Genomic DNA, 22996 nt, shown 5'->3' with positions numbered 1-22996 from the left:
AGTTTAGGGCAGCTCGTGTGCGACGGTGCGTCCGCCCAGACCGGGCTCGGCCGGCTCGAACCAGGTGCCGATCTTCTCTCCCCTGAGCGCCTCGGCGACGAGCGCCGTCGAGGTCACGAGCACGGCGGTTCCGGCATCCTGGGCGATCCGGGCGGCGGACACCTTGGTGCCGGCGCCTCCAGTGCCCACTCCGGACAGCGAGGCGCCGAACTCCACACCGGGCAGGGTGTCGCCCACGGCCACATGGTCGATGCGCTCGGCACCGGGCAGGTGCGGCGGCCGGGTGTACAGGGCATCCACGTCGCTGAGCAGCACGAGCAGGTCGGCCTTCACCAGGGTGGCCACGAGGGCGGCGAGCCTGTCGTTGTCGCCGAACCGGATCTCGTGGGTGGCGACGGTGTCGTTCTCGTTCACGATGGGCAGGATGCGCAGCCCGAGCAGGCGTTCCATGGCGCGCTGGGCATTGCTGCGCGGCGACGCGTTCTCGAGGTCTCCGGCCGTGAGCAGCACCTGGCCCGCGATGATGTCGTACCGGTCGAGGCTGTCCTGGTACCGGAAGATGAGGAGGTTCTGACCCACCGACGCCGCGGCCTGCTGGGTCGCGAGATCGGTGGGGCGCTCGTCGAGCTGCAGGTAGGGCATGCCCGTGGCGATGGCGCCGGAGGAGACCAGGACTACCTCGGCGCCGCGCCCGTGGGCCGTGGCGAGGGCGTCGACGAGGGGTGCGATCTGGCCGACGTTGGCGCCGCTGATCGACGACGATCCGACCTTGACGACGATGCGTCTGGCCGTGGCGATGCCGCTACGCTCCAGGCGGCGCCGTGTGGCGCCACTCACCCCTCCATCGGTCACTCGGAGTCGCCCTCCTTGGTGCGGCGACGGGCGGCGTTGTTCTCGGTCACGACGCCTTCGCCGGCGTTGTACTCTTCTTCACCGGTCGACCACATGCCGGCCTCGCGCTCGCGGATGAGTTCGGCCCGGGCAGCGGACTTGGCGTCCATGCGCTTGAGGTATTCCTCGCGACGTTCGTTGCTGGTGCGGCGCTTGGAGTCGTCCATCCGGCTGTCGGTTCCGCGCGGGGCGGTGATCAGCTCGGCGGTTGAGGTGAGGGTGGGCTCCCAGTCGAAGATCATCCCGTCGCCCGGGCCGATCACAACGGTCGAGCCGGCCACGGCACCGGCCTTGAACAGTTCGTCCTCGGTGCCGAGCTTCGCCAGGCGGTCGGCGAGGAAGCCGACGGCTTCGTCGTTCTTGAAGTCCGTCTGCTGTACCCAGCGCTCAGGCTTGGCGCCGAGGATGCGGAAGATGTTGCCGAACGATCCGCCTTCGACGCGCACGATGAAGCCGCTGTCGTCGACGGCCTTGGGCCGGATGACGATGCGGGGCTTGAGCGCGGCGGCCTCTGCACTGCTGAGACGGCCGGCTTCAACGGTCTCGGCCAGGGCGAAGTTGAGCTGGCGCAGTCCCTCGTGGCTGACCGTGGAGATCTCGAAGACGCGGTAGCCGCGCTCCTCCAACTCGGCCTTGACGAAGGCGGCGAGCTCCCGGCCCTCTGGGACGTCGATCTTGTTCAGGGCGATCAGCTGCGGGCGTTCGAGCAGCGGCGTCTGGCCCTCGGGGACCGGGTACGCGGCAAGCTCGCCGAGGATGATGTCGAGGTCGCTGATCGGGTCGCGACCGGGGTCGAGCGTGGCGCAGTCGAGCACGTGCAGCAGTGCGGTGCAACGCTCCACGTGGCGCAGGAACTCGAGACCAAGGCCCTTGCCCTCGCTGGCGCCCTCGATCAGTCCCGGAACGTCGGCGACGGTGTAGCGCACCTCACCGGCATCGACGACACCGAGGTTGGGCTGCAGGGTCGTGAAAGGGTAGTCGGCGATCTTGGGCCGCGCGGCGGAGATCGCCGCGATGAGGCTGGACTTTCCCGCCGACGGGTAGCCGACCAGGGCCACATCCGCCACGGTCTTCAGCTCGAGGTAGACGTCACCCTCATAGCCGTAGGTGCCGAGCAAGGCGAAACCGGGGGCCTTGCGCTTGGTCGACGCGAGGGCGGCGTTGCCGAGCCCGCCCTGTCCGCCGGGCGCGACGACGATGCGGTAGCCGGGCTCCGTCATGTCGGCGAGTTCGTTGCCCTCGGCGTCCTTGACCACGGTGCCCAGCGGCACCGGCAGCTCGATGATGTCGCTGCTGTAGCCGTTGCGGTGGTCGCCCATGCCGGGTCCGCCGTTGGCGGAGCTGCGGTGCGGGGACCGGTGGAAGGACAGGAGGGTGGTGACCTGCGGGTCGGCCACGAGGACGATGTCACCACCGTTGCCGCCGTTTCCGCCATCGGGGCCGGCGAGAGGCTTGAACTTCTCGCGTTTGACCGAGACACAACCGTTTCCTCCGTTGCCCGCTCGCAGATGCAGCGTGACTTGGTCAACGAACGTGGCCATGGGAATGCCCCTTTCAGGTGGCGATAAAAACAAACATGAGGACGAGCCGAAGCCCGCCCTCATGCTGAAAAGCTGTGTGGATGCCTAAGCGGCAGCTACCACGATGTTGACGACCTTGCGGCCACCCTTTGCACCGAACTCGACCGAGCCGGCTTCGAGGGCGAAGAGGGTGTCGTCGCCGCCACGGCCGACGTTGACGCCGGGGTGGAAGTGGGTGCCACGCTGACGGACGATGATCTCGCCCGCGCCGACAACCTGACCGCCGAAGCGCTTCACGCCGAGGCGCTGTGCGTTGGAGTCACGACCGTTGCGAGTGGAACTCGCGCCTTTTTTGTGTGCCATTTGTTCTTCTCCTCAGGCCTTAGGCGATGCCGGTGACCTGAACGCGAGTGAGCTCCTGACGGTGCCCCTGACGCTTCTTGTAACCGGTCTTGTTCTTGAACTTCTGGATGACGATCTTCGGGCCGCGAAGGTCGTTGAGGACCTCGGCGGTGACCTTGACGTTGGCCAGCGACGTCGAGTCAGAGGTGATCTTGTCGCCGTCGACGAGAAGCACGGCGGCCAGCTCGACGTTGCCGTCCTTGTCAGCCTTGATTCGGTCCATCGTTACGATGGTCCCGACCTCTACCTTCTCCTGCCGCCCACCGGCGCGCACAACTGCGTAAACCACTTTACGTACCTATCTCTGGGGAACCCCGGGGGCTCCGATTCCTATGATGGAAAGTCACTGGTGCGAATGGACCAAGTCGGACCATCTCACTTCAGAAAACCTTGGGCGTTGCGTGGACATAGTCCTCCGCACACCAACACTCGACTTTAGCGGATCGGATAGCCCCGGTCAAACCATTGGGCGGGGGTGTGTCGCGCCGGGTCTTCCGGCCGGCGATTCAGTCCCTACACTTTCAGAATGAGCATACTGATCGACCAGCCTGCCTGGCCGGCCCACGGAACGCTCTGGTCGCACCTGGTGAGCGATTCATCCCTCGAGGAGTTGCACGCCTTCGCCTCTGCTCAGGGTATCCCCCGCCGCGGGTTCGACCTGGACCACTACGACGTGCCGCAGGCCCGCTACGACAGCCTGGTGGCCGCGGGAGCCGAACCCGTGGACTTCCGCGGACTGGTCACCCGCTTGCGGGCCAGCGGCCTGCGCGTGAGCGGGCGCGAACGCCGTTCGAGGCCCTGAGGCGGCACCGTCTGGCGGTGTCACCGAGTATCCGGGCATCACCAGGCTGTGGGGCGTCACCAGATGGCGTCGATCCCTACGATGCTGCGACTGATCGCACCCGTCGCCAGGTCGACGATGATCGTCGTCGCCGTGGTCGCCTGCGCTCCGACGGGGTAGTCATCGCTGATCTGGGTCTGGCTGTTGGGCACGGTCTGGATCGCCAGATACTGGTCGTTCGGCGAGATCACGAAGCCCAAGATGGTCTCGTTGGGCAGCACCGGCTCGTAGACGACCCGGCTGGTGGGCGCGGCAGGGTCGCCGGTGACGAGGGTGAGGTACTGCCGCACGCGGCCGGTCGCCTGGTCGAATTCGGCCACCCGCTGCACGTATCCTTCTCCCCCGGTGAGGAAGCGCAGCTCCGCCGTGTACGGGGTGGTCCCGGCCACGTCCTGGGGCACTATCGCGGCCTCAGAGCCCGTCGAGAGGTCCAGGATGTACTGGCTGCCCTGATCGGAGACCGCGATGCGGACTCCGTCGGGCGCGAAGGCGTTGAGATTGGGAAATTGCCCGATCGGGATGGGGGCGGTGTCGGTGCGCGGGTCGACGAGCAAGAGGGTGGTGTCGAAGAGTTGCGCGACGAGCTCTGGCCGGGCCGGCATGAATCCCCAGGCGATGGCCTGGATGGGCTTTCCGTCCAGGCCCCCCACGGTGTCGACAGTGCCGCGGGTGAGGTCGAGCAGGAACAGGGTGTTGTCGTACACGGTGCCGGCGGCGCCCGGCGCGCTGCTGAACCGGAACCCGACGGTGCTGGACGACGCCGAGGCCTGCAGGTCCTCTACCGTGCCGGTGCCGGGCAGGGTGAGTTCGGCGGCTTGCCCGTCGGCGGACACCAGACTCAGCCGGCTGCTGAGATCGTCGGCGAGGGTGACGACCACGAGTTCGTCCCCCATCGGCACGAAGGACTGGATGTAGGGCGCCGTGAAGGCGTCTGTGCTCTGCGGCGAGCCGACGGCGGTGCGCAGGATGCGGTCCGGAGCCTTGGTCGACTCCCCCGGGGTCGCCGGCGTCCGGCTGAGGATGAAGAGCGGTGCCTCTCCGGTGCGGAAGGTCACGGCCAGGTCGCTGGTCCGGTCGCCGAAGGCTCCCGTGACGTCGGTGACCCGGACCGTGTACTCGGTGTCGTAGGCCAACGGCTGGGGGAAGACAACGACGACGGAATCGTTCGAGGTCTGCACGTCGACCGGACTGGCCGGGCTGATCTCCACCTGGTCCGCGCTGACGTCTGCGAGCTGTTGGTTGGTCGAGAGGACCAGGCGTTGCCCGGCGGCCGAGACCACGGCGGTCGTGTCGACGTCGGATCCCGTGAGCCGGGGGCCGTTCAGCAGGTTGACCGCCACGAGCGCAAGGCACAGAACGATCAGCCCAGTCAGGAGGATCCCGAGAGTGCGCCGGAATCGACGCGCTCCGCCCGGATCCGCTGGGCCGGCGGTGACCGGCGGCTCAGTAGACATACGGGTCGCTCGGCTGCTCGACGGGCGTGATGTCGGTGGGTTGCAGGGCAAGCGCATCCGCCGATCGCACGCTCGGGTTGGGCCGGAACGTACCCGTCACCTCGACCCACTCGTCGGTGTCGTAGCTCGCCTTCCAACCCGGCTGGTAGACCGCCAGGCCGATGGGTTGAGCGTCCACGGCGCAGCAGGTGACCACGAACCGGGCCACATAGAACACATTGTCGGGGTCCGACGTATCCGGCAGCACGAACCCGGTGACCCGTGCCGTCTTATCGGCGTACAGGCCGGGGTCACTCGATTGGGCCAGCAGCGACACCCATTCCTTCACGCTCAGCCGTTCGTAATCTCCGGTGCCCACGAGGGCGGCGGCCTGCTTCGACGAGGCTTCGCTGTCGAGGCCGCCGGAGTTCACCTCACGCTGGGTCGCGGTGGCGCTCGTGAGCGTGGCCGGAGGCAGGCCGAGCACGGCGACGGCGGCAATCGTGAGCAGGAGCCCGCTGCCGGTGAGGGCGAGCGCCCCGCGGCGGGCCGACAGCGGAGCTGAACCCGCTGGGGTGCGCACCACGAAGCTCGCCACCACGAACAGAAGCCCGAGCGCGGCCATGATGACGGTGAAGACGAAGTACCGGGGATGGATGTAAAGCCCCAGTTGACCGGTAACACCGAGCCAGATGGTGCCGACCACCACGACGAGACTGAGGCCGATGCCGCGCCACCGTTCGGCCAGGTAGCCGGGAACGGAGCTCAGGGGACGAGCGCTCACGGGCGCCGCTCCGGATAGCCCGGCATCGTTGGGCCCGGGCATCCGTCTGGACGTCTTCTCTGCATCAGGCGACATAGTTCACCAACAATCCGGCCGCGGCGCTCATGAGGGCCACCAGGGCCGTGATTTGCACCAGGGTGCGAGTGGTGAAGGTGGTGCGCATCAGGGCGAGCATCTTGACGTCGATCATGGCTCCGAAGGTGAGGAAGGAGGCGATGCCGCCCGGCATGAAGGTGCTGCCGAACGACAGGACGAAGAAGGCATCCACATTGGAGCAGACCGCCACGATGAAGGCGAGCCCCATCATGGCCAACACCGACCAGACCGGGTTGCTGCCCAGGGCCAGCAGCACCGACCGGGGCACGAAGACCTGGGTGAGGGCCGCGATGAGCGAGCCGACGAAGAGCGCGGGCATGATCACGGCGGTTTCCCGGGTGAACAGGTCGACCGATTTCTCGACGCGCCCCTGACGAGGGCCCGGGGCGTGGCCGTGGCCGTCGTGCTCGTCGTGCCCGGCCGTCTCCGGACGGGCGCACGATGCCGAGAAGGTGCGGGTCAGCAGGCTGTCGGGATCGGGGTGGCGGCTGTAGAGCCAGCCGATCACGTTGGCGATCACGAAACCTGCCACGATGCGGGTGATCAGGATCCCGTCGCTGAACCCGAACGCCTGGTGGGTGGTGATGATCGTGATCGGGTTGAGGATCGGCGCGGCGAGCAGGAAGGTGATCGACTCGGGCACCGTGAACCCGCCGACCATGAAGCCGCGGGCGAGGGGCACATTGCCGCACTCGCAGACCGGGAAGAACATGCCCAGGAGCGAGATACAGGCGCGGCGAAGCAGCGGCTGGCGTGGGAGGAACCGGGTGACGAAGCCGTGCGGCAGCCATACCTGCACCACGGTCGACAGCAGGATGCCGAGGAAGACGAACGGGGCGGATTCGATGATGACGCTCAGCGCCAGCGTGACGGTGTCCTGCGCGCGGTCCGGGAGTCCCCAGCCCTCGAAGGCCGGACTCAGGGCTCGGACGGTGAAGGCCAGAGCAACCAGGATCACCCCGACGATGAGTCCGGTGGGCACACGCGACACGGCCCCCCGATCGCTGTGCATGGGTCGAGCTTACCGTGGCGATATTGCGGTGCCGAATAGGGCGACGCGGAGTGTGCACCGCCGGGCCGAACCGGCAGCGTGCAGTCGGTCTCGCCACGGCAGTCCCGGGACAGCAGTCTCGGGAAGGCAGTCTCGGGAAGGCAGTCTCGGGAAGGCAGTCTCGGGAAGGCAGTCTCGGGAAGGCAGTCTCGGGAAGGCAGTCTCGGGAAGGCAGACTGCGACCGCCCTGGTGGCGGTGTCACCATACGACCACAGCGGCGCCACCCGTGAGGGTGGCGCCGCTGTGGTCCTGCTTGTCCCGCTGCTACTTCTGGTCTGTCGTTGGCACCACGATGGGCTGCACCGAGGTCGTCGAGCCACCGGCCGTCGTGACCCGCCGGCTGCGCGAGCGGCCCTGACCGGGCTGCTTGGGCTCCGGCAGTGAGTCCAGAACCGAATCGAGCAGCTGGTCGGTGACCTGCTTGCTGACCGGACGACGACTGCGCGGTGATTTCTTCACCGGGATGTCGAGAATCGCGACACCCTCGGACGCGTCGGCAACCAGCTGAGCCGCGACCTCGGTGCGCTCCCCTGCGGCCAGGTCCTCGGCGGGCTGCCCCGTCGAGGCAGCAGCCTCTGGGGCGCGGTCGTCGGAACGGGACGTCGTGCGCGCGCCGGAGCGGTTGTCCGTGCGGTTGTCCGAACGCCCGCCCGACCGGTTACGCGCCGCGCCGCGCGAGGCGGGGGCGCCGCCGTCAGCGGCCGGATCGGTGGTGGTGTCCACGGCTGCGGACTCCCCCGTCGGAGCGCTGTCGGTGCCCGGCTCGGAGATCGGAGTCGAACTGCCGGTCGAAGCGGTGCTCGTCTGAGCAGCGCTCGGTGCAGTGGCGCCTTCCGTCTCGGTGGCGGCGGGCAGAGCCGAAGCCGCATCCGACTCGTTCGGGGCGATCACGGGAATCGATCCGGTGAGCGACCGGGAGATGGTGCGAGCGGCGATCAGCGCGAGGGCGTGCTTGGCGTCCTCGGTGATGCCGTGCGTGCCAGGGCCGGCCTTGACCGAGTCGGTGTGGGCGGCGGGCGGGGTGTGGCCGCCACGCTGACCGGAGTTGCCGCCGTCCTGGTGCGACGAGCCGCTGCCATTGGCGTTGCCGTTGCCGGCCGACTTGCTGCGCGGGCGGCGCTCCTGAGCCGGCTGCGCGGTCTGGCGGTGCTTGACGACGGGATCGTGGTGGATGACGATTCCGCGGCCGGCGCAGGTCTCGCAGTTCTCGCTGAATGACTCCAGCAGGCCAAGGCCGAGCTTCTTGCGGGTCATCTGCACGAGTCCGAGCGAGGTGACCTCGGCCACCTGGTGCTTGGTGCGGTCCCGGCTGAGGCATTCGACCAGGCGGCGGAGCACCAGGTCGCGGTTGGACTCGAGCACCATGTCGATGAAGTCGACGACGATGATGCCGCCGATGTCCCGCAGGCGCAGCTGACGCACGATCTCGTCCGCCGCTTCGAGGTTGTTCTTGGTGACGGTCTCTTCGAGGTTGCCGCCTGAACCGACGAACTTGCCGGTGTTGACGTCGACCACGGTCATGGCCTCGGTGCGGTCGATCACGAGCGAACCGCCCGACGGCAGCCAGACCTTGCGGTCCAGCGCCTTCTCGATCTGCTCGGAGATGCGGTACTCGTCGAACGCGTCGCGCTCGCCCTCGTAGCGCTGCACGCGCTCGACGAGGTCGGGGGCCACCTGGCGCAGGTAAGACTCGATGACTTCCTGCGCGTCGTCACCGGAGATGACCATCTTGTGGAAGTCCTCGTTGAAGACGTCACGCACGATCTTGATGAGCAGATCGGGTTCGCTGTGCAGCAGGGCAGGACCCGATACCGTCTCGACCTGCTTGGCGATGGACGCCCATTGGGCGGTCAGCCGGTTCACGTCGAGGGTGAGCTGCTCGTCGGTCGCGCCCTCTGCCGCGGTGCGCACGATGACGCCCACGTTGTCGGGCAGGACCTCCTTGAGGATCTTCTTGAGCCGGGCACGCTCGGTGTCGGGCAGCTTGCGGCTGATGCCGTTCATCGACCCGTTGGGCACGTAGACGAGATACCGGCCGGGCAGGGAGACCTGGCTGGTCAACCGGGCGCCCTTGTGCCCGACGGGGTCCTTGGTGACCTGCACAAGGACCTTGTCGCCGGGCTTGAGGGCCAGTTCGATGCGACGGGTCTGGGTGCCACCGGGCGAGTTCACCGCGGCAGCGTCCCAGTCGACCTCACCGGAGTACAGCACGGCGTTGCGGCCGCGTCCGATGTCGACGAATGCGGCTTCCATGCTGGGAAGCACGTTCTGCACGCGGCCGAGGTACACGTTGCCGATGAGCGACGCGTCCTGGTTCTTGGCCACGTAGTGCTCGACCAGCACGCCGTCTTCGAGCACGCCGATCTGGATCTTATTGTGCTTGGCACGCACGACCATGGCACGGTCGACGGACTCACGGCGGGCGAGGAACTCGGCTTCGGTGATGACGGGGCGTCGACGTCCGGCGTCGCGGCCGTCACGGCGGCGCTGCTTCTTCGCCTCGAGCCGGGTGGAGCCCTTGATGCGCTGCGGTTCGGTGATGAGTTCGGGTTCGCGCGGGGTGCGCACCCGCACAACGGTGTTGGCCGGGTCGTCGCTGCGGCCCTCCTCGCCGGTGCGTCGGCGGGCACGACGGCGCACCGTCGAGCTCTCGTCGGCGTCGTCATCCTCGTCGTCGAGCTGGCGACCGCCGGACCGGACCGGGGCGGGCAGGATCGCCGGCGCCTGGAAGATCAGCGATGTCGTGGGACGGCGGACCACCTCGACGGTTTCGTCGAACGGGGTGGGCAGGGCGGGGAAAGCGACCGGCTGGTCCACGGCCTCGTCGACCGTGACGGGCGTTGCGACGGGTTCCAACAGGTTCGGAGTCTGCGGGGGAACCTGCTCGACCGGAGTCTGCTGTACTGGAGACTGCTGTGCCGGTGCCGCCTTCCTGGTGGTTTTGCGAGTGCCGAACAGGCCCTTGCGCTTCTTGTTTTCGTTGTCTTCCACCATCACTGGTGCGCTCCTTGACCGGTGTGGGCGACCGCGCCACCCACTCGGTTACTCTCTCGTGCGACGTTCCCGCTTACGCGACAACCCCGCGAATCCTATTGCGTTGACGCAACCGGCCCGTGGCTCTGGTTGCTAATACCTTTGGTCTACGACCAATGAATCTGGGCGAATGTAAGCCCATTAAGCCTTTTGGCATCGGTTTGAGCGCGGCTCAAACGACTGTTTCGATTATCGCACGCATTCCCAGAGACTCGCGCGCGACACATGACATAATCCGAATGTGCCCCTCACCTCGTCGAAAAAGCCTCCCGTCGGCCTCGCTGTCTTCCTTATCGTTGCGGGGGCGATCGGCTTCGCCGCCGCCTTCGCTCTCACGCTGGACAAGTTCACGATGCTCGAGGATCCGACGGCCCAGCTGTCCTGCAACTTCAGTGTCCTGGTGGGATGCAGCACCAACCTCGGCTCCTGGCAGGGCGCTCTCTTCGGGTTCCCGAACCCGCTGATCGGGGTGGCGGCGTGGAGCGTCGTGATCACGATCGGAGCCGCCATCCTGTCCGGCGCCCGGTTCGCGCGGTGGTTCTGGCTGGGCCTGAACGTCGGCGTGACCGGTGCGCTGGCCTTTGTGATCTGGCTGATGGGCCAGAGCTTCTTCGTGCTCGATGTGCTGTGCCCGTGGTGCATGGTCACCTGGGTGGTGACGATCCCGGTGTTCCTGGCCGTGACCCTGTACAACCTCAAGACCGGCATCATCCCCGGTCCGGCACGGGTGCGCCGCCTCGCGGCGGTGGCCTATTCCTGGATCTTCGTGATCACGATCGCCTGCTACCTGGTCGCCGCGACGGTCGCCCAGCTGCAGATGGACTTCCTGCACCGTCTCTAAACGCTCGCGGACCGAGAAAAGCCCCGAAAACACGACGTTTTCGGGGCTTTTCGGCAGCTAGAGCCGCTCGCGGGTGGGACGGCGCGGGTAGTCGGGTCGTTTAGGCGAACCAGAGCGCCAGTTCGCGGGCGGCCGACTCGGGCGAGTCGGAGCCGTGAACCAGGTTCTGCTGAACCTTCAGGCCCCAGTCGCGGCCGAGGTCGCCGCGGATGGTTCCGGGAGCGGCTGTGGTGGGGTCGGTGGTGCCGGCCAGGGCACGGAAGCCCTCGATCACACGGTCACCGGCGATACGCAGGGCGAGGATCGACCCGCTCTCCATGAATTCGACGAGCGGCTCGAAGAACGGCTTGCCGGCGTGCTCGGCGTAGTGCTCGGCCAGGAGCGTGCGCTCGGCCTGGACGAGCTTGATGTCGACGAGGGAGTACCCCTTCGCCTCGATGCGGCGGAGGATCTCGCCGGAGAGGTTGCGGGCCACGCCGTCGGGCTTGACCAATACGAGTGTTTCCTGGACCTGGGTCATGTGTTCTCCTTGTGCTGTCGGTCTGTGCTGGTCGAGTCGGCTGTGAGGTGGATGGGTGCGCCTGGTCAGGCGGCGTTGTTCTGTCTGTCGATCCGCGAACCGCTGATCATGCAGTAGGCCCACATGCCGGCGAAAAGCGCCCCGACCACGAACATGGCAGGGTTGAGGAATCCGGTGGCGACGATGACGACCTGGATGGCCCATCCGACCGCGTAGGCCCAGGTGAACCGTAGCAAGCCGAGCGTGGCCACCATGATCAGGCAGAGCAACGCTCCCCCGCCCAGGGTGACCCAGGGCGGCAGGTCGCTGAGTCCGAAGATCACCAGGGTGGCCAGGAACACCACGATGAGCTCGAAGCCGAGCACGATCGAGGCGAGCGACCGGCGCACCGAGGAGGCGCGGGCGGCGCTCACGGTGTCATCCAGTCCCCGGAGTCGGCCAGGGCCACGGCGTCGCCGACCAGGGTGATCGATCCGGCCACGAGCACCGCGCGCTTGGGTTCGTCCTGGGCCCAGCCGCGCGCCGCGTCGAGCGCCTGAGCGAGATCGCCGTAGCGGAAGGTGGCCGAGGACCCGGCGATCTCGTCGACGAGGTCGGCCAGGTCGTCGACCGGGATGGCCCGTTCGGAGTGGGACTGGGTGACGTGGAACCGGGTCGCCACGGGGCGCAGCGCCTCGATGATGCCGGCGGCGTCCTTGTCCTCGAGGATGCCCACCACAACGGTGATCTCGTCGAAGTCGAAGTAGCTCTGCAGCGCGGCGGTCAGGGCGAGGGCGCCGTGCGGGTTGTGCGCGGCATCCACGAGCACGGTCGGCTCGATGCCGACCAGCTGCAGGCGGCCGGGCGAGGTCGCGGTGGCGAGGCCTTCCACGAGGATGTCCTCGACGAGGGCTTGGCTGCCCGCACCCAGGAATGACTCGACAGCGGCGATGGCCACGGCGGCGTTTTGCGCCTGGTGGGTGCCGTAGAGCGGCAGGAACAGCTCCGAGTAGGTGCCGGCGATGCCGCGCACCGAGATGAGCTGGCCGCCGACGGCGACGTGGCTGGCGAGGAGGGCGAAGTCGGCGCCCTCGCCGACCAGGGTGGACTCGGTCAACTCGGCGGCCCGGGACAGTTCGGCGAGCACCTCCGGCGTCTGGGCGGCGGTGACCACGGCCGCGGCGGGCTTGATGATGCCCGACTTGGTGCGCGCGATCTCGGTGACGGTGCTGCCCAGCCGCTTGGTGTGGTCCAGGGCGATCGGGGTGAAGACGGCGACCTGGCCGTCGGCCACGTTCGTGGAGTCCCATTCGCCGCCCATGCCCACCTCGAGCACGACGACGTCCACGGGGGCGTCGGCGAAGCAGGCGAACGCCAGGACGGTGAGGGCCTCGAAGAAGGTCAGCGGCACCTCTCCGGCGGTCTCGAGCTCGGTGTCGACCATCGTGAGATAGGGCTGGATGTCGGCCCAGTTCGCGGCGAGGGCCTCGTCGCTGATGGGGGCACCGTCGATCACGATGCGCTCGTTGAGCCGCACGAGGTGCGGGCTCACCAGCAGCCCGGTGCGCAGACCGTAGGCGCGCAGGATGCTCTCGATGATGCGGCTGGTGCTCGTCTTCCCGTTGGTGCCGGTGACGTGGATGATCGGGTAGGAGCTCTGCGGGTCGCCGAGCAGCTCGACCGCGCGCCGGGTGGCTTGCAGGCGCGGCTGCGGGGCGCTCTCGCCCACCCGCTCGAGGAGGGCGGCGAAGACGGCGTCGCCGGCGTCACGGAATTCGTCGGGGAAGTAGTCGTCAGACATTGATGGTTCCTTTGTCACGGGCGACGGCCACGATGACCGGTCCTCGGTTCGCGTAGTGGTCGGCCTCGAAGCGCACATAGTGCTCGACGGCGGCGCCGGTCAGGCCCGGCAACCATTCGGAGGGGGTCCCGGCCTTCAGCACCTCGTCGGCGACGGAGGCGGCCGAGTGGGTGGTGAAGCGGACGGCCAGGGTTTCGCCGGCGACGTCGACGCCCGAGGCCAGGCCGAAGGTGGCGGCATCAGCCTCGTCGAAGAACACCAGGTCCAGGCGGATCCGGTCGCTGACCTCGAAGCCGGCGGACTTGCGGGTGTCCTGCACGGCCCGGATCAGGTCGCGGGCCAGGCCCTCGGCCTCGAGCTCAGGGGTGGTGGTGGTCTCCAGCAGTACGAACCCGCCGCCGGTGAGCAGGGCGAGGGCGGCGTTGTGCAGCACCGACTCGGTGTCGGCCGAGGTGGAGGCCGACTGCAGCTCCAGCTCGTACTCCCCCGCCTGCAGCGCGATGCCGCCGGCGGTGACGACGCCATCGGTCTCCGACCAGTCGCCGGTGCGGGCGGCCTTGATGACCTGCTGCACCTGCTTGCCGAGCCTCGGGCCGGCGGCGCGGGCGTTGACGGTGAGCTTCGAGGTGATGCCGTAGCTCTCGGCGCTGTCCGCCTCCTGTTCGACGAGGGTGACCGACTTGACGTTCAGCTCGTCGCGCAGGATGCCCTCGAACCCGGCCAGGGCGCTCGTCTCCGTGGTGACCACGGTGAGGTTGGCCAGCGGCAGCCGAACGCGCAGGCCCGCCTTCTTGCGGAGCGACAGCACTGTGGAGCTGATCAGGCGAACCTGGTCCATGGCCGTGACCAGTCCGGGGTCGGCGGGGAAGACCGTGGCGTCGGGCCAGTCGGTGAGGTGCACACTGCGGCCGCCGGTCAGGCCCTGCCAGATGCGCTCGGTGACCAGCGGGAGCAGCGGCGCTGCCACCCGGGTGACGGTCTCGAGCACGGTGTACAGGGTGTCGAAGGCTTCCGACCCGGTGCCGTCGGCGGCGACGCCGCCCCAGAACCTGTCGCGGGAGCGGCGCACGTACCAGTTGGTGAGAACGTCGGCGAAGTCGCGCAGGCGCGAGGCGGCCAGCGTGCTGTCGAGCCGTTCGAGGTCGCCGGTGACGTCCTCGATGAGGTCGCGGGTTTTCGCCAGCAGGTAGCGGTCGAGCACATCGGTGGAGTCTGTGCGCCAGGTGGCGGTGTAGCCGGAGGCGTTGGCGTAGAGCGAGAAGAAATACCAGGTGCTCCAGAGCGGCAGCAGCATCTGGCGGGTGCCCTCGCGGATGCCCTCTTCGGTGACGATGAGGTTGCCGCCGCGGAGGACCGGCGAGCTCATCAGGAACCATCGCATGGCGTCCGAGCCGTCGCGGTCGAAGACCTCGTTGACGTTGGGGTAGTTGCGCAGCGACTTGCTCATCTTCTGGCCGTCGTTGCCGAGCACGATGCCGTGGCTGACGACGTTCTTGAAGGCCGGCCGGTCGAACAGCGCCGTGGAGAGCACGTGCAGCAGGTAGAACCAGCCGCGGGTCTGCCCGATGTACTCAACGATGAAGTCGGCTGGGTTGTGCGACTCGAACCATTCGCGGTTCTCGAACGGGTAGTGCACCTGGGCGAACGGCATCGATCCGGAGTCGAACCAGACGTCGAGGACATCCTCGATGCGCCGCATGGTGGACTGCCCGGTGGGGTCGTCGGGGTTGGGCCGGGTGAGTTCGTCGATGTAGGGGCGGTGCAGGTCGGTGGGGCGCACGCCGAAATCGGCCTCGAGCTCGTCGAGCGAACCGTAGACGTCGATGCGCGGGTAGGCCGGGTTGTCGCTCTTCCAGACCGGGATGGGCGAGCCCCAGTAGCGGTTGCGGCTGATCGACCAGTCGCGGGCATTGCCGATCCACTTGCCGAACTGGCCGTCCTTGACGTTCTCCGGAACCCAGTTCACCTCCTGGTTGAGGTCGACCATACGGTCACGGAAGTCGGTGACACGCACGAACCAGCTCGAGACGGCCTTGTAGATCAGCGGGTTGCGGCAGCGCCAGCAGTGCGGGTAGGAGTGCTCGTAGCTGGCCTGGCGGAGCAGCCGGCCCTGCGACTTGACCAGCTGGGTGAGCGGCTTGTTGGCGTCGCTCCAGAGCTGCCCAGCGACCTCGGTGACCTCGGGCAGGAACTTGCCGCCGTCGTCGAGGGACAGGATCACCGGGATGCCATAGGCCTGGCAGACTGTCTGGTCTTCCTCGCCGTAGGCGGGCGCCTGGTGCACGATGCCGGTGCCGTCGCTGGTGGTGACGTAGTCCGCGACGACGAAACGCCAGGCGTTCTGGGTGCCCCACTCGCTCTCGTCGGCGTAGTAGTCGAAGAGGCGGTCGTAGGAGACGCCTTCGAGCTCGCGTCCGGTGATGGTGCGGCTGATGGCGGTAGTCGCGCCGGCGGCGCTCTCGTAGCCGAGGTCCTTGGCGTAGCTGCCGACGAGGTCGATGGCCAGCAGGTATTCGCCGCCGAGAACCTCGGTGCCGGACACGGCGCCGGCCTGTTCACGCAACACCTCGGCATCCGGGGTGCCGTTGGGGCCCGCGGGGACGACGGCGTAGACGATGTCCGGGCCAACGGCCAGCGCGAGGTTGGTCGGCAGGGTCCACGGGGTCGTGGTCCAGGCCAGGGCGCGCACGGCGGTGAGGCCGAGGGTCTCGGCCTTGGCGCCCACGAGCGGGAAGGTGACCGTGACGGTCTGGTCCTGGCGCATCTTGTAGACGTCGTCGTCCATGCGCAGCTCGTGGTTGGACAGCGGGGTCTGGTCGCGCCAGCAGTACGGCAGCACCCGGTAGCCCTCGTAGGCCAGTCCCTTGGTGTGCAGTTCCTTGAACGCCCAGATCACCGATTCCATGAAGGTGATGTCGAGGGTCTTGTAGTCGTTCTCGAAGTCGACCCAGCGGGCCTGGCGGGTGACGTAGGTCTCCCAGTCCTTGGTGTATTCCAGCACCGATTCCCGGGCGACGGCGTTGAACGCGGCCAGGCCCATCTGTTCGATCTGGCTCTTGTCGGTGATGCCGAGCTTCCGCTCCGCCTCCAGCTCGGCGGGCAGGCCGTGGGTGTCCCAGCCGAACCGGCGGTGCACCTGCTTGCCGCGCATGGTCTGGAAACGCGGGAACAGGTCCTTGGCGTAACCGGTGAGCAGGTGGCCGTAGTGCGGCAGGCCGTTGGCGAAGGGAGGGCCGTCGTAGAAGACCCATTCAGGGGCACCCTCGCGGTTGTCGATGGACGCCTGGAAGGTGCCGTCCTTCGCCCAGAAGTCGAGGACTTCGCCCTCGATCTGCGGGAAGTTCGGGGAGGGAACGACGGCGGCGTCGGGGCTGGCCGAATCGGACTGGTTGTCTTCGGGGGACTTCGGGTACGTCATGCTTCTCCTGGACGAGGCGGTGTTGAGTCGCCGGCCTATTCCACGAGGACGCCCGCCCCGACAGGACGATGCGCGGTACCACCTCGCTTGCCGTTCCCGTGCAGGCGAACGACCGCTCATACAAAGGCTGTGACGGGCCCGACCCGTTCGGCTCTACTGGCTGGTCTCGCACCGGGGCACGATTCCACTGTTCTTCCGAAGACTCCCCGGTGATGGCCGGATCAATGTCGATTAATACTACCGCGCCCGTCAACTCCGGCGCCGGGCGGGTCAGCCGTGATCGAGAACCGGTCCGAACCCCGCACAGACAGGAGTGATCGCCGCATCCACATAGGCGGTCAGGTCACCGCGCGCCACACCGGCGCCGGCCCACTCCGTGGCGGCAGCGGCCGCAGCCGCCACCACGGCGGTCGAGAAGGCCCGCCCCACCGGGTCGGTGTCGGCCGAGTGGCCGGGCCGCGCGCCCACGAACTCCCCCACCAGACCCACCTGCACCAGAAGGCGGGCGAGGGCGGATGCCTCCAGCTCGCTGGCCGTGTTCATCAGCTCGTACTGGGTGACGGACCAGGGCACCCGGCCGGGCCCGAAGCCCGCGGCCACCCGCAGCAGCGCCTGGCGGACCGCCCTGGCCACGCCTGCGCTGCGGTCGCACTCGGCCAACGCGCCGGGCAGGGCGGCCAGTCCCGCGTCGACATCCACCCAGAGCAGGTCGCTCTTGGCGGAGAAGTAGTTGAAGAAGGTGTTGCGACTCACGCCGGCTCTCCGGGCGATGTCACCGATTGTGGTCCTGGCGTAGGTCTGCTCGAGGAACAGCTCGGCGGCGGCCTCTTCGAGCATGGCCCGGGAGGACCCGCGGGGGCGGCCGACGGTGCGGGAATCGTTCATGGTTCTTTCGTGTTCTACGATGGGACTCGAGGTCTTCGGTTTTTGGACCGAGTCCAATAATGGCACAGCAGCCTTCGAAGCAGACATCGTGGCCGGTCCCCCGGCCGCCCGACCGTCGACGCCCGTCTCCTCCAGCATTCCGCACCCGTGAAAAGAGCCCATCGCATGCCCCGTCCGGCACTCGTTCGATCCGTACCGCTCCTCTCGACCCGGCGCCCGCTCGGTGTGGCCCTCGCGGCCGGCGTCACCGTGCTCGGCCTCGCGCTCACCGGCTGCACCAGCGCCGCCCCGCAGGCCTCGTCGACGCCGACGGCAGGCGGAACTCTCACCTACGCCTCCGGCGACGCCGAACCCACCTGCCTCGACCCGCACGTGGGCGGCAACTACCCGCAGGCCCTCGTGAGCACCCAGTACCTCGAGTCGCTGGTCTCCCTCGACTCCGATGGCACCGTCATCCCCTGGCTGGCCGATAGCTGGACCGTCAGCGACGACGGCCTGACCTGGGAGTTCACGCTGCGCGACGGCGTCACCTTCTCCGACGGCACGCCGCTGGACGCCGCGGCCGTGCAGGCCAACATCGCGCACCTGCAGGACCCGGCGACCGGGTCGTCCACGGGCTACCTGGCCCTGGCGAAGGTCACCGGCACCGAGGCCGTCTCCGACTCTGTCGTGCGTCTCACCCTCGCGCAGCCCGACAGCGCACTGCTCGAGTCCCTCTCCCAGCCGTGGCTGGGCATCGAGTCCCCCACCGCGCTCGAGCGCAGCCAGGATGACAACTGCGCCGCCCCCGTGGGCACCGGCCCGTTCGTCGTCGACTCCTGGGTTAAGCAGAACGCCATCACCCTGGTGCGGAACGACGACTACACGTCCCCGCCCGCCGACGCCGAGCACGACGGGCCGGCCTATCTCGAGAAGATCGTCTGGCGCTTCATTCCCGATTCGGCCTCCCGCTATGCCGCGCTGCAGGCCGGCGAGGTCGACGTGATCGACAATGCCCAGCCGGACACCATCGCCCAGGCCGGGCAGAGCGATTCCATCGTGCACCTGGATGCGCCTCGGCCCGGGGCCTCCAACCGGATCGAGCTCAACTCGGGCAAGGCGCCGTTCAACGATGCGGCCGTTCGCGAGGCGTTCATCCGCTCGGCGAATGTCGACGACGCCGTCGCCTCCCTGTTCCAGGGCAGTGCGGAGCGCTCCTACTCGGCCCTGTCGAGCGTCGAGCCCCTCGGAACCTCACGCCCCGAGCTCTTCGACTACGACCCCGCAGCGGCGGCGACCCTTCTCGACGACGCCGGCTGGTCCGAGAAGGATGCGGACGGCTACCGCACCAAGGACGGCGTGCGCCTCACCGTGGTCTTCCCGGTGAGCACCAACCAGTCCATCCCGGCCGAGCAATCCCTATTCGAGCAGATCCAGGCGACCGCCAAGGCGACCGGGTTCGACGTGCAGCTGACCAAGCTCGATCTCTCCAGCTGGTACACCGCCCTCGGCAGCAACGCCTATGACGCGGTGAGCGCGCCGTACACCAAGGTCGGCCCGGACGTGCTGCGAATCCTCTTCCACTCCGACGGCATCACCCCGGCCCCCAGCGGCTATTTCGCCAACCACGCGCAGGTGAACGACCCGGAGCTGGACGCGCTGCTGACCCAGGCCGGCCAGACCGGTGACGCCGACGAACGCGCCACGCTCTACGCGGATGCCCAGGAGCGAATCCTGGAGGGCTTCTACATCCTGCCGCTCTACGACCAGCAGAACCACTTCCTGCTCGACACCGCCGTTCAGGGCGCCCGTGCCCTGCCGACGGTGTCGACGCCCACCTTCTACGACGCATGGCTGAACCGCTGACGGATGCCCGCAGCACCGGCGGGCAGCGCGTCCGGCGGCTCGGCGCGCGCATCGGCTGGCCGCTCACACGAAGGATCGGCGGCGCCGTCTTCGTGCTGTGGGCGGTGGCCACGCTCACCTTCTTCGCGGTCCGGCTGATCCCCGGCGACCCCGCCCAGGCCATTCTCGGCGGGCCGGGGTCGCAGACCTCGCCGGAGGCCCTCGCAGCGGTGCGGGCCGAGTACGGCCTCGACCAGCCCGTCTTCGTGCAGTATCTCGCGCAGCTCGGCCGCCTCGCCACGGGCGACCTGGGTCGCTCCTACGCGCTCAACATGGACGTGGGTCCGCTGGTGCTCAGCCAGCTCGGCGGCACCCTGCTCCTGGCGGTACTCGCTCTCACCGTCGCCTGGATTCTCGCCCTGGGACTGGCCACGTGGTCCACCGGGCGTGGTCGGGTGGCCCGGCGCATCGGATCTGGCCTGGAGATCGTCGCGGCGGCGCTGCCGCACTTCTGGCTGGCCACGACCCTCATCGTGGTCGCCAGCGTCTGGTGGGGCATCCTGCCGCCGATCAGCACCGCGGATGCGCGCGGCCTGGTGCTGCCGGTGCTCACCCTCGCCATCCCGCTGGCCGGATTCCTCGGCCAAGTGATGCGGGAGAGCCTGACCACGGCCCTGGAGTCCCCGTTCGTGCTCTCCGCCCGTGCCCGCGGCGAGGGCGAGCGCGGAGTGCTGTGGCGTCACGCTCTCCGGCACGCGGCTCTGCCCGCGATCGGACTGTCCGGCTGGGCCTTCGGCTCGCTGATCAGCGGCGCCGTAGTGGTCGAGACCGTCTTCGCCCGCCCCGGCCTCGGCCGCACCCTGCTCAACGCCGTCACCGTGCGCGACGTGCCCGTGGTGATCGGCGTCGTGATGGTCGTCGCACTCGCCTACATCCTCATGACTATCCTCTCCGACCTGGCCTCACGCCTGGCCGATCCGCGCCCCACCACCAGTACCGCCGGAGGCGCGCAGTGAGCGAACTCGAAATCACCGCCGCCGCATCCGCGCGGCCGGGTGACCAGGACGACCAGCAGGACGGCCGACCAGGTTCACCGTCCAGCGGTCCGCGGGCCCGGCCCAGCGTCGTCGAGATCGCGGCCGGCCTTCTTGCCCTGTTCCTACTCGTCGCGGCAATAGCCCACCGCCTGTTGGCTCCGGGTGATCCGCTCGCGATCGACCCGCTGTCGGCGTTCGGTGCGCCATCCTGGTCTCACTGGTTCGGCACCGACGAGTCCGGCCGGGACATCTATACCCGGGTGATCGACGGCGCCCGCGACTCGCTCGTGATCGGCGTCTCGGCCACCCTGATCGGGCTGGGCCTCGGCGCTGTGCTCGGAACCGTCGCCGGCACGCTCGGCACCGCCGTCGACTTCACGGTCAACAGGTTCCTCGAGGTCCTGTTCGCCTTCCCCGGCCTGCTTCTCGCGCTCCTGTTCATCCTCGTCTTCGGTCCTGGGGCGGGCAGTGCGATCGTGGCCGTCGGGCTGTCGACCGCACCGGGCTACGCGCGCATCATCCGCGCCCAATTGCTGCGAGTGCGCTCCTCGGCGTTCGTCGAGGCCGCGACGGTGCAGGGTCTGGGCCGCGGCCGCATCCTCGCCCGGCACATTCTGCCCAACACCCTGGCGCCCCTGCTCGTTCTCGGCACCCTCGGCGTGGGCCAAGCCATCGTCTGGGCCGCCGCCCTGAGCTACCTGGGCCTGGGCGCCCAGCCGCCGGCCGCCGAATGGGGTGCGATGCTCGCGGCCGGCCGCACCTACATCACGTCGGCGTGGTGGATGAGTTTCTTCCCCGGGCTGTTCATCGTGCTGACCGCCGTGTGCGCCACGGCCCTCGGCCGCGCGATCGAACGCCGGATGAGGCACGCATGAGCGCCGCCGACGCCACCCGGCTGGCCGCGCCGGCGGGCGGCCCACCGCCCGTGCCGGCACTCGCGGTCCGAAATCTCTCGGTCGGGTTCGGGTCCCAGACTGTGGTGCGCGGAGTGTCGCTTGAGCTCGCACCGGGCGAATGCCTGGCGATCGTCGGCGAGTCCGGGTCGGGCAAGAGCGTCACCGCCCGCAGCCTGCTGGGCCTCGCCGGCGCAGGCGCCCAGGTCAGCGCCGACGAACTCAGTTTGACCGGCGAGTCGGTCCTCGGCCTCAGCGAGTCCGCCTGGCGCCGGCGCCGTGGCCGCGACGTGGGTCTGGTGCTGCAGGATGCCCTCGCCTCGCTCGACCCGCTGCGCCCGATCGCGCGGGAGATCGGTGACTCGCTCCGACTGCACACGCGGCTAGACGGTGCCGAGCGTGACAGACGGGTGCTCGAGGTCCTCGCCGCCGTCGGCCTGCCCGACCCCGAACTCTACGCAGGCCGGCGGTCGGGGGAGCTCTCCGGTGGCCAGCGCCAGCGGGCGCTCATCGCGGCCGCACTTGCCCTCGATCCCCCGCTGCTGATCGCCGACGAACCCACCACGGCGCTCGACGTCACCGTGCAGGCACAGGTTCTCGACCTGCTCGAGGAGATCCGTGACCGCGGGACCGCCATCCTGCTGATCAGCCACGACCTCGCCGTGGTCAGCCGTATCGCGGACCGGATCGCGGTCATGCACGACGGCCGCATCGTCGAGACGGGAACGCCGAACGAGGTGCTCGGGCATCCCAGCCACCCCGAGACCCGGCGGATGCTCGCCGCGGTTCCCGTGGACAAGCCGCGGGGTTCCAGGCTGGCACCGGTGATCGCGACACAACCGCCTCCCGCGACAGAGCAAATCGACGACGCGGAGCGACTGTTCGTCGCCGAACGCACGCGAGCCGCGACCGGCATGACGCCGGCCACCGGTTCCGACCTGGCCCTGGAGGGCATCGGACTGAACAAGACCTTCCGCGGCCCCCATGGCACCGTGCAGCATGCCGTCGCCGACGTGAGCTTCAGCCTGCCGCGCGGCCGCACCCTGGGCATCGTGGGCGAGTCCGGCTCGGGCAAGACCACCACGGCCCGTCTGGCCCTGGCGCTCACCGCGGCGGACTCGGGCGAGGTGCGGCTCCTCGGCGAACCGTGGAGCGCCTTGCCCGAGAAACAGCGCCGCGCTCGGCGCCGATTGGTGGGAGCCGTGTACCAGGATGTGCTCGCCTCCTTCGACCCCCGGCTGAGCGTGCGCGAGATCCTGCGGCACGCTGTGGCCGTCGCCGCACCCGACGTGCGCGACGGGACCAACCGCCGGGCCGGCGAGGCGCGGGTGGGCGCCCTGCTAAACGATGTCGGCCTGTCGCCCACCCTGCTCGACCGTCGGCCGACCGATCTGTCGGGAGGGCAACGACAACGGGTGGGCATCGCCCGCGCACTGGCCTCCCGGCCGCAGATCCTGATCTGCGATGAGCCCGTGTCCGCGCTCGATGTGAGCGTGCAGGCCCAGGTGCTCGACCTGCTCGACGAGCTTCAGCGAGAGCTGGCGCTGAGCCTGTTGTTCATCTCGCACGACCTGGGAGTGATCCAGCACGTCAGCGACCAGGTCGCCGTCATGCACGCGGGCAGAATCGTCGAGACGGGTTCGGCCGAGCAGGTTTTCGCTGCACCGACTCATCCGTATACGCAAGCCTTGCTCGCGGCGGTGCCGCGGCTCCTCTGAAACTGCTCACACCGTACCGCTCACCCGG

The 22996-nt window shown here is 68.6% G+C and carries 19 protein-coding genes; 6 read left to right on the top strand and 13 right to left on the bottom strand.

What is annotated here, in order from left to right; all coding sequences use genetic code 11:
- Nucleotides 1-3 precede the first annotated feature (3 nt).
- From proB to rplU, 4 genes are all read right to left on the bottom strand, one after another.
- Nucleotides 4-813: a glutamate 5-kinase gene (gene proB / locus DOE79_RS00430; protein ID WP_120340064.1), complete on the bottom strand. Its 810-nt coding sequence runs from the start codon at nucleotides 811-813 to the stop codon at nucleotides 4-6.
- Nucleotides 814-848: 35 nt separating this feature from the next.
- Nucleotides 849-2432 carry a GTPase ObgE gene (obgE, locus tag DOE79_RS00425; protein WP_120336829.1) on the bottom strand — a complete coding sequence of 528 codons (1584 nt, stop codon included), beginning with the start codon at nucleotides 2430-2432 and terminating at the stop codon, nucleotides 849-851.
- An 84-nt stretch (nucleotides 2433-2516) separates the two neighbouring features.
- On the bottom strand, nucleotides 2517-2774 hold the full coding sequence (gene rpmA, locus DOE79_RS00420; protein ID WP_066595878.1) for a 50S ribosomal protein L27: 258 nt from the start codon (nucleotides 2772-2774) through the stop codon (nucleotides 2517-2519).
- A gap of 19 nt (nucleotides 2775-2793) precedes the next feature.
- Nucleotides 2794-3102: a 50S ribosomal protein L21 gene (gene rplU / locus DOE79_RS00415; RefSeq protein WP_066595881.1), complete on the bottom strand. Its 309-nt coding sequence runs from the start codon at nucleotides 3100-3102 to the stop codon at nucleotides 2794-2796.
- 237 nt (nucleotides 3103-3339) lie between these two features.
- Between rplU and DOE79_RS00410 the strand changes: the two genes are divergently transcribed.
- A complete protein-coding gene (locus tag DOE79_RS00410) occupies nucleotides 3340-3615 on the top strand; it encodes a DUF4031 domain-containing protein (protein ID WP_120336828.1) in 276 nt (91 codons plus the stop codon).
- 56 nt (nucleotides 3616-3671) lie between these two features.
- On the opposite strand, the gene DOE79_RS00405 is transcribed toward DOE79_RS00410, so the two are convergent.
- From DOE79_RS00405 to DOE79_RS00390, 4 genes are all read right to left on the bottom strand, one after another.
- On the bottom strand, nucleotides 3672-5108 hold the full coding sequence (locus DOE79_RS00405) for a hypothetical protein (protein WP_162942556.1): 1437 nt from the start codon (nucleotides 5106-5108) through the stop codon (nucleotides 3672-3674).
- Nucleotides 5098-5871 (bottom strand): TIGR03943 family putative permease subunit, encoded by a 774-nt coding sequence (locus DOE79_RS00400; protein ID WP_245977044.1) that lies wholly within the window; start codon nucleotides 5869-5871, stop codon nucleotides 5098-5100. Before DOE79_RS00400 ends, DOE79_RS00405 begins: the two co-directional genes overlap by 11 nt.
- A gap of 64 nt (nucleotides 5872-5935) precedes the next feature.
- Nucleotides 5936-6979, bottom strand: coding sequence for a permease (locus DOE79_RS00395; RefSeq protein ID WP_120336825.1), 1044 nt, complete (start codon nucleotides 6977-6979; stop codon nucleotides 5936-5938).
- A 304-nt stretch (nucleotides 6980-7283) separates the two neighbouring features.
- Nucleotides 7284-10013, bottom strand: a complete 2730-nt coding sequence (locus DOE79_RS00390; RefSeq protein ID WP_245977268.1) for a ribonuclease E/G — start codon at nucleotides 10011-10013, stop codon at nucleotides 7284-7286.
- Nucleotides 10014-10293: 280 nt separating this feature from the next.
- On the opposite strand from DOE79_RS00390, the gene DOE79_RS00385 reads away from it, so the two are divergent.
- On the top strand, nucleotides 10294-10893 hold the full coding sequence (locus DOE79_RS00385; protein WP_120336824.1) for a vitamin K epoxide reductase family protein: 600 nt from the start codon (nucleotides 10294-10296) through the stop codon (nucleotides 10891-10893).
- A 100-nt stretch (nucleotides 10894-10993) separates the two neighbouring features.
- On the opposite strand, the gene ndk is transcribed toward DOE79_RS00385, so the two are convergent.
- The 5 genes from ndk to DOE79_RS00360 all read right to left on the bottom strand — a co-directional run bounded on the left by ndk (nucleotide 10994) and on the right by DOE79_RS00360 (nucleotide 17496).
- On the bottom strand, nucleotides 10994-11413 hold the full coding sequence (gene ndk / locus DOE79_RS00380) for a nucleoside-diphosphate kinase (protein WP_066595890.1): 420 nt from the start codon (nucleotides 11411-11413) through the stop codon (nucleotides 10994-10996).
- Nucleotides 11414-11478: 65 nt separating this feature from the next.
- A complete protein-coding gene (locus DOE79_RS00375) occupies nucleotides 11479-11826 on the bottom strand; it encodes a DUF4233 domain-containing protein (protein ID WP_245977043.1) in 348 nt (115 codons plus the stop codon).
- Nucleotides 11823-13193, bottom strand: a complete 1371-nt coding sequence (locus DOE79_RS00370) for a bifunctional folylpolyglutamate synthase/dihydrofolate synthase (protein ID WP_120336823.1) — start codon at nucleotides 13191-13193, stop codon at nucleotides 11823-11825. Before DOE79_RS00370 ends, DOE79_RS00375 begins: the two co-directional genes overlap by 4 nt.
- Entirely contained in the window at nucleotides 13186-16611 is a 3426-nt protein-coding gene (ileS, locus tag DOE79_RS00365) for an isoleucine--tRNA ligase (protein WP_120336822.1), read from the bottom strand. Before ileS ends, DOE79_RS00370 begins: the two co-directional genes overlap by 8 nt.
- A 270-nt stretch (nucleotides 16612-16881) precedes the next feature.
- On the bottom strand, nucleotides 16882-17496 hold the full coding sequence (locus DOE79_RS00360) for a TetR/AcrR family transcriptional regulator (RefSeq protein ID WP_120336821.1): 615 nt from the start codon (nucleotides 17494-17496) through the stop codon (nucleotides 16882-16884).
- A 165-nt stretch (nucleotides 17497-17661) separates the two neighbouring features.
- On the opposite strand from DOE79_RS00360, the gene DOE79_RS00355 reads away from it, so the two are divergent.
- Genes DOE79_RS00355 through DOE79_RS00340 form a run of 4 tightly spaced genes read left to right on the top strand, consistent with a single transcriptional unit; the run spans nucleotide 17662 to nucleotide 22968 of the window.
- A complete protein-coding gene (locus tag DOE79_RS00355; protein ID WP_120336820.1) occupies nucleotides 17662-19341 on the top strand; it encodes an ABC transporter substrate-binding protein in 1680 nt (559 codons plus the stop codon).
- Nucleotides 19326-20336: an ABC transporter permease gene (locus DOE79_RS00350; RefSeq protein ID WP_120336819.1), complete on the top strand. Its 1011-nt coding sequence runs from the start codon at nucleotides 19326-19328 to the stop codon at nucleotides 20334-20336. The genes DOE79_RS00355 and DOE79_RS00350 overlap by 16 nt, the downstream gene beginning before the upstream one ends.
- Complete coding sequence (locus tag DOE79_RS20765) at nucleotides 20333-21232, top strand: ABC transporter permease (RefSeq protein ID WP_120336818.1); 900 nt, start codon at nucleotides 20333-20335, stop codon at nucleotides 21230-21232. The genes DOE79_RS00350 and DOE79_RS20765 overlap by 4 nt, the downstream gene beginning before the upstream one ends.
- On the top strand, nucleotides 21229-22968 hold the full coding sequence (locus DOE79_RS00340; RefSeq protein WP_220094269.1) for a dipeptide ABC transporter ATP-binding protein: 1740 nt from the start codon (nucleotides 21229-21231) through the stop codon (nucleotides 22966-22968). Before DOE79_RS20765 ends, DOE79_RS00340 begins: the two co-directional genes overlap by 4 nt.
- The last annotated feature ends 28 nt before the right edge of the window (nucleotides 22969-22996 follow it).

It is taken from the genome of Cryobacterium soli, assembly GCF_003611035.1.
In the GTDB taxonomy this organism is placed as follows: Bacteria; Actinomycetota; Actinomycetes; order Actinomycetales; family Microbacteriaceae; genus Cryobacterium; species Cryobacterium soli.
Note: the sequence above shows the minus strand (reverse complement) of the source record. Positions and strands in the feature narration are given on the sequence as shown.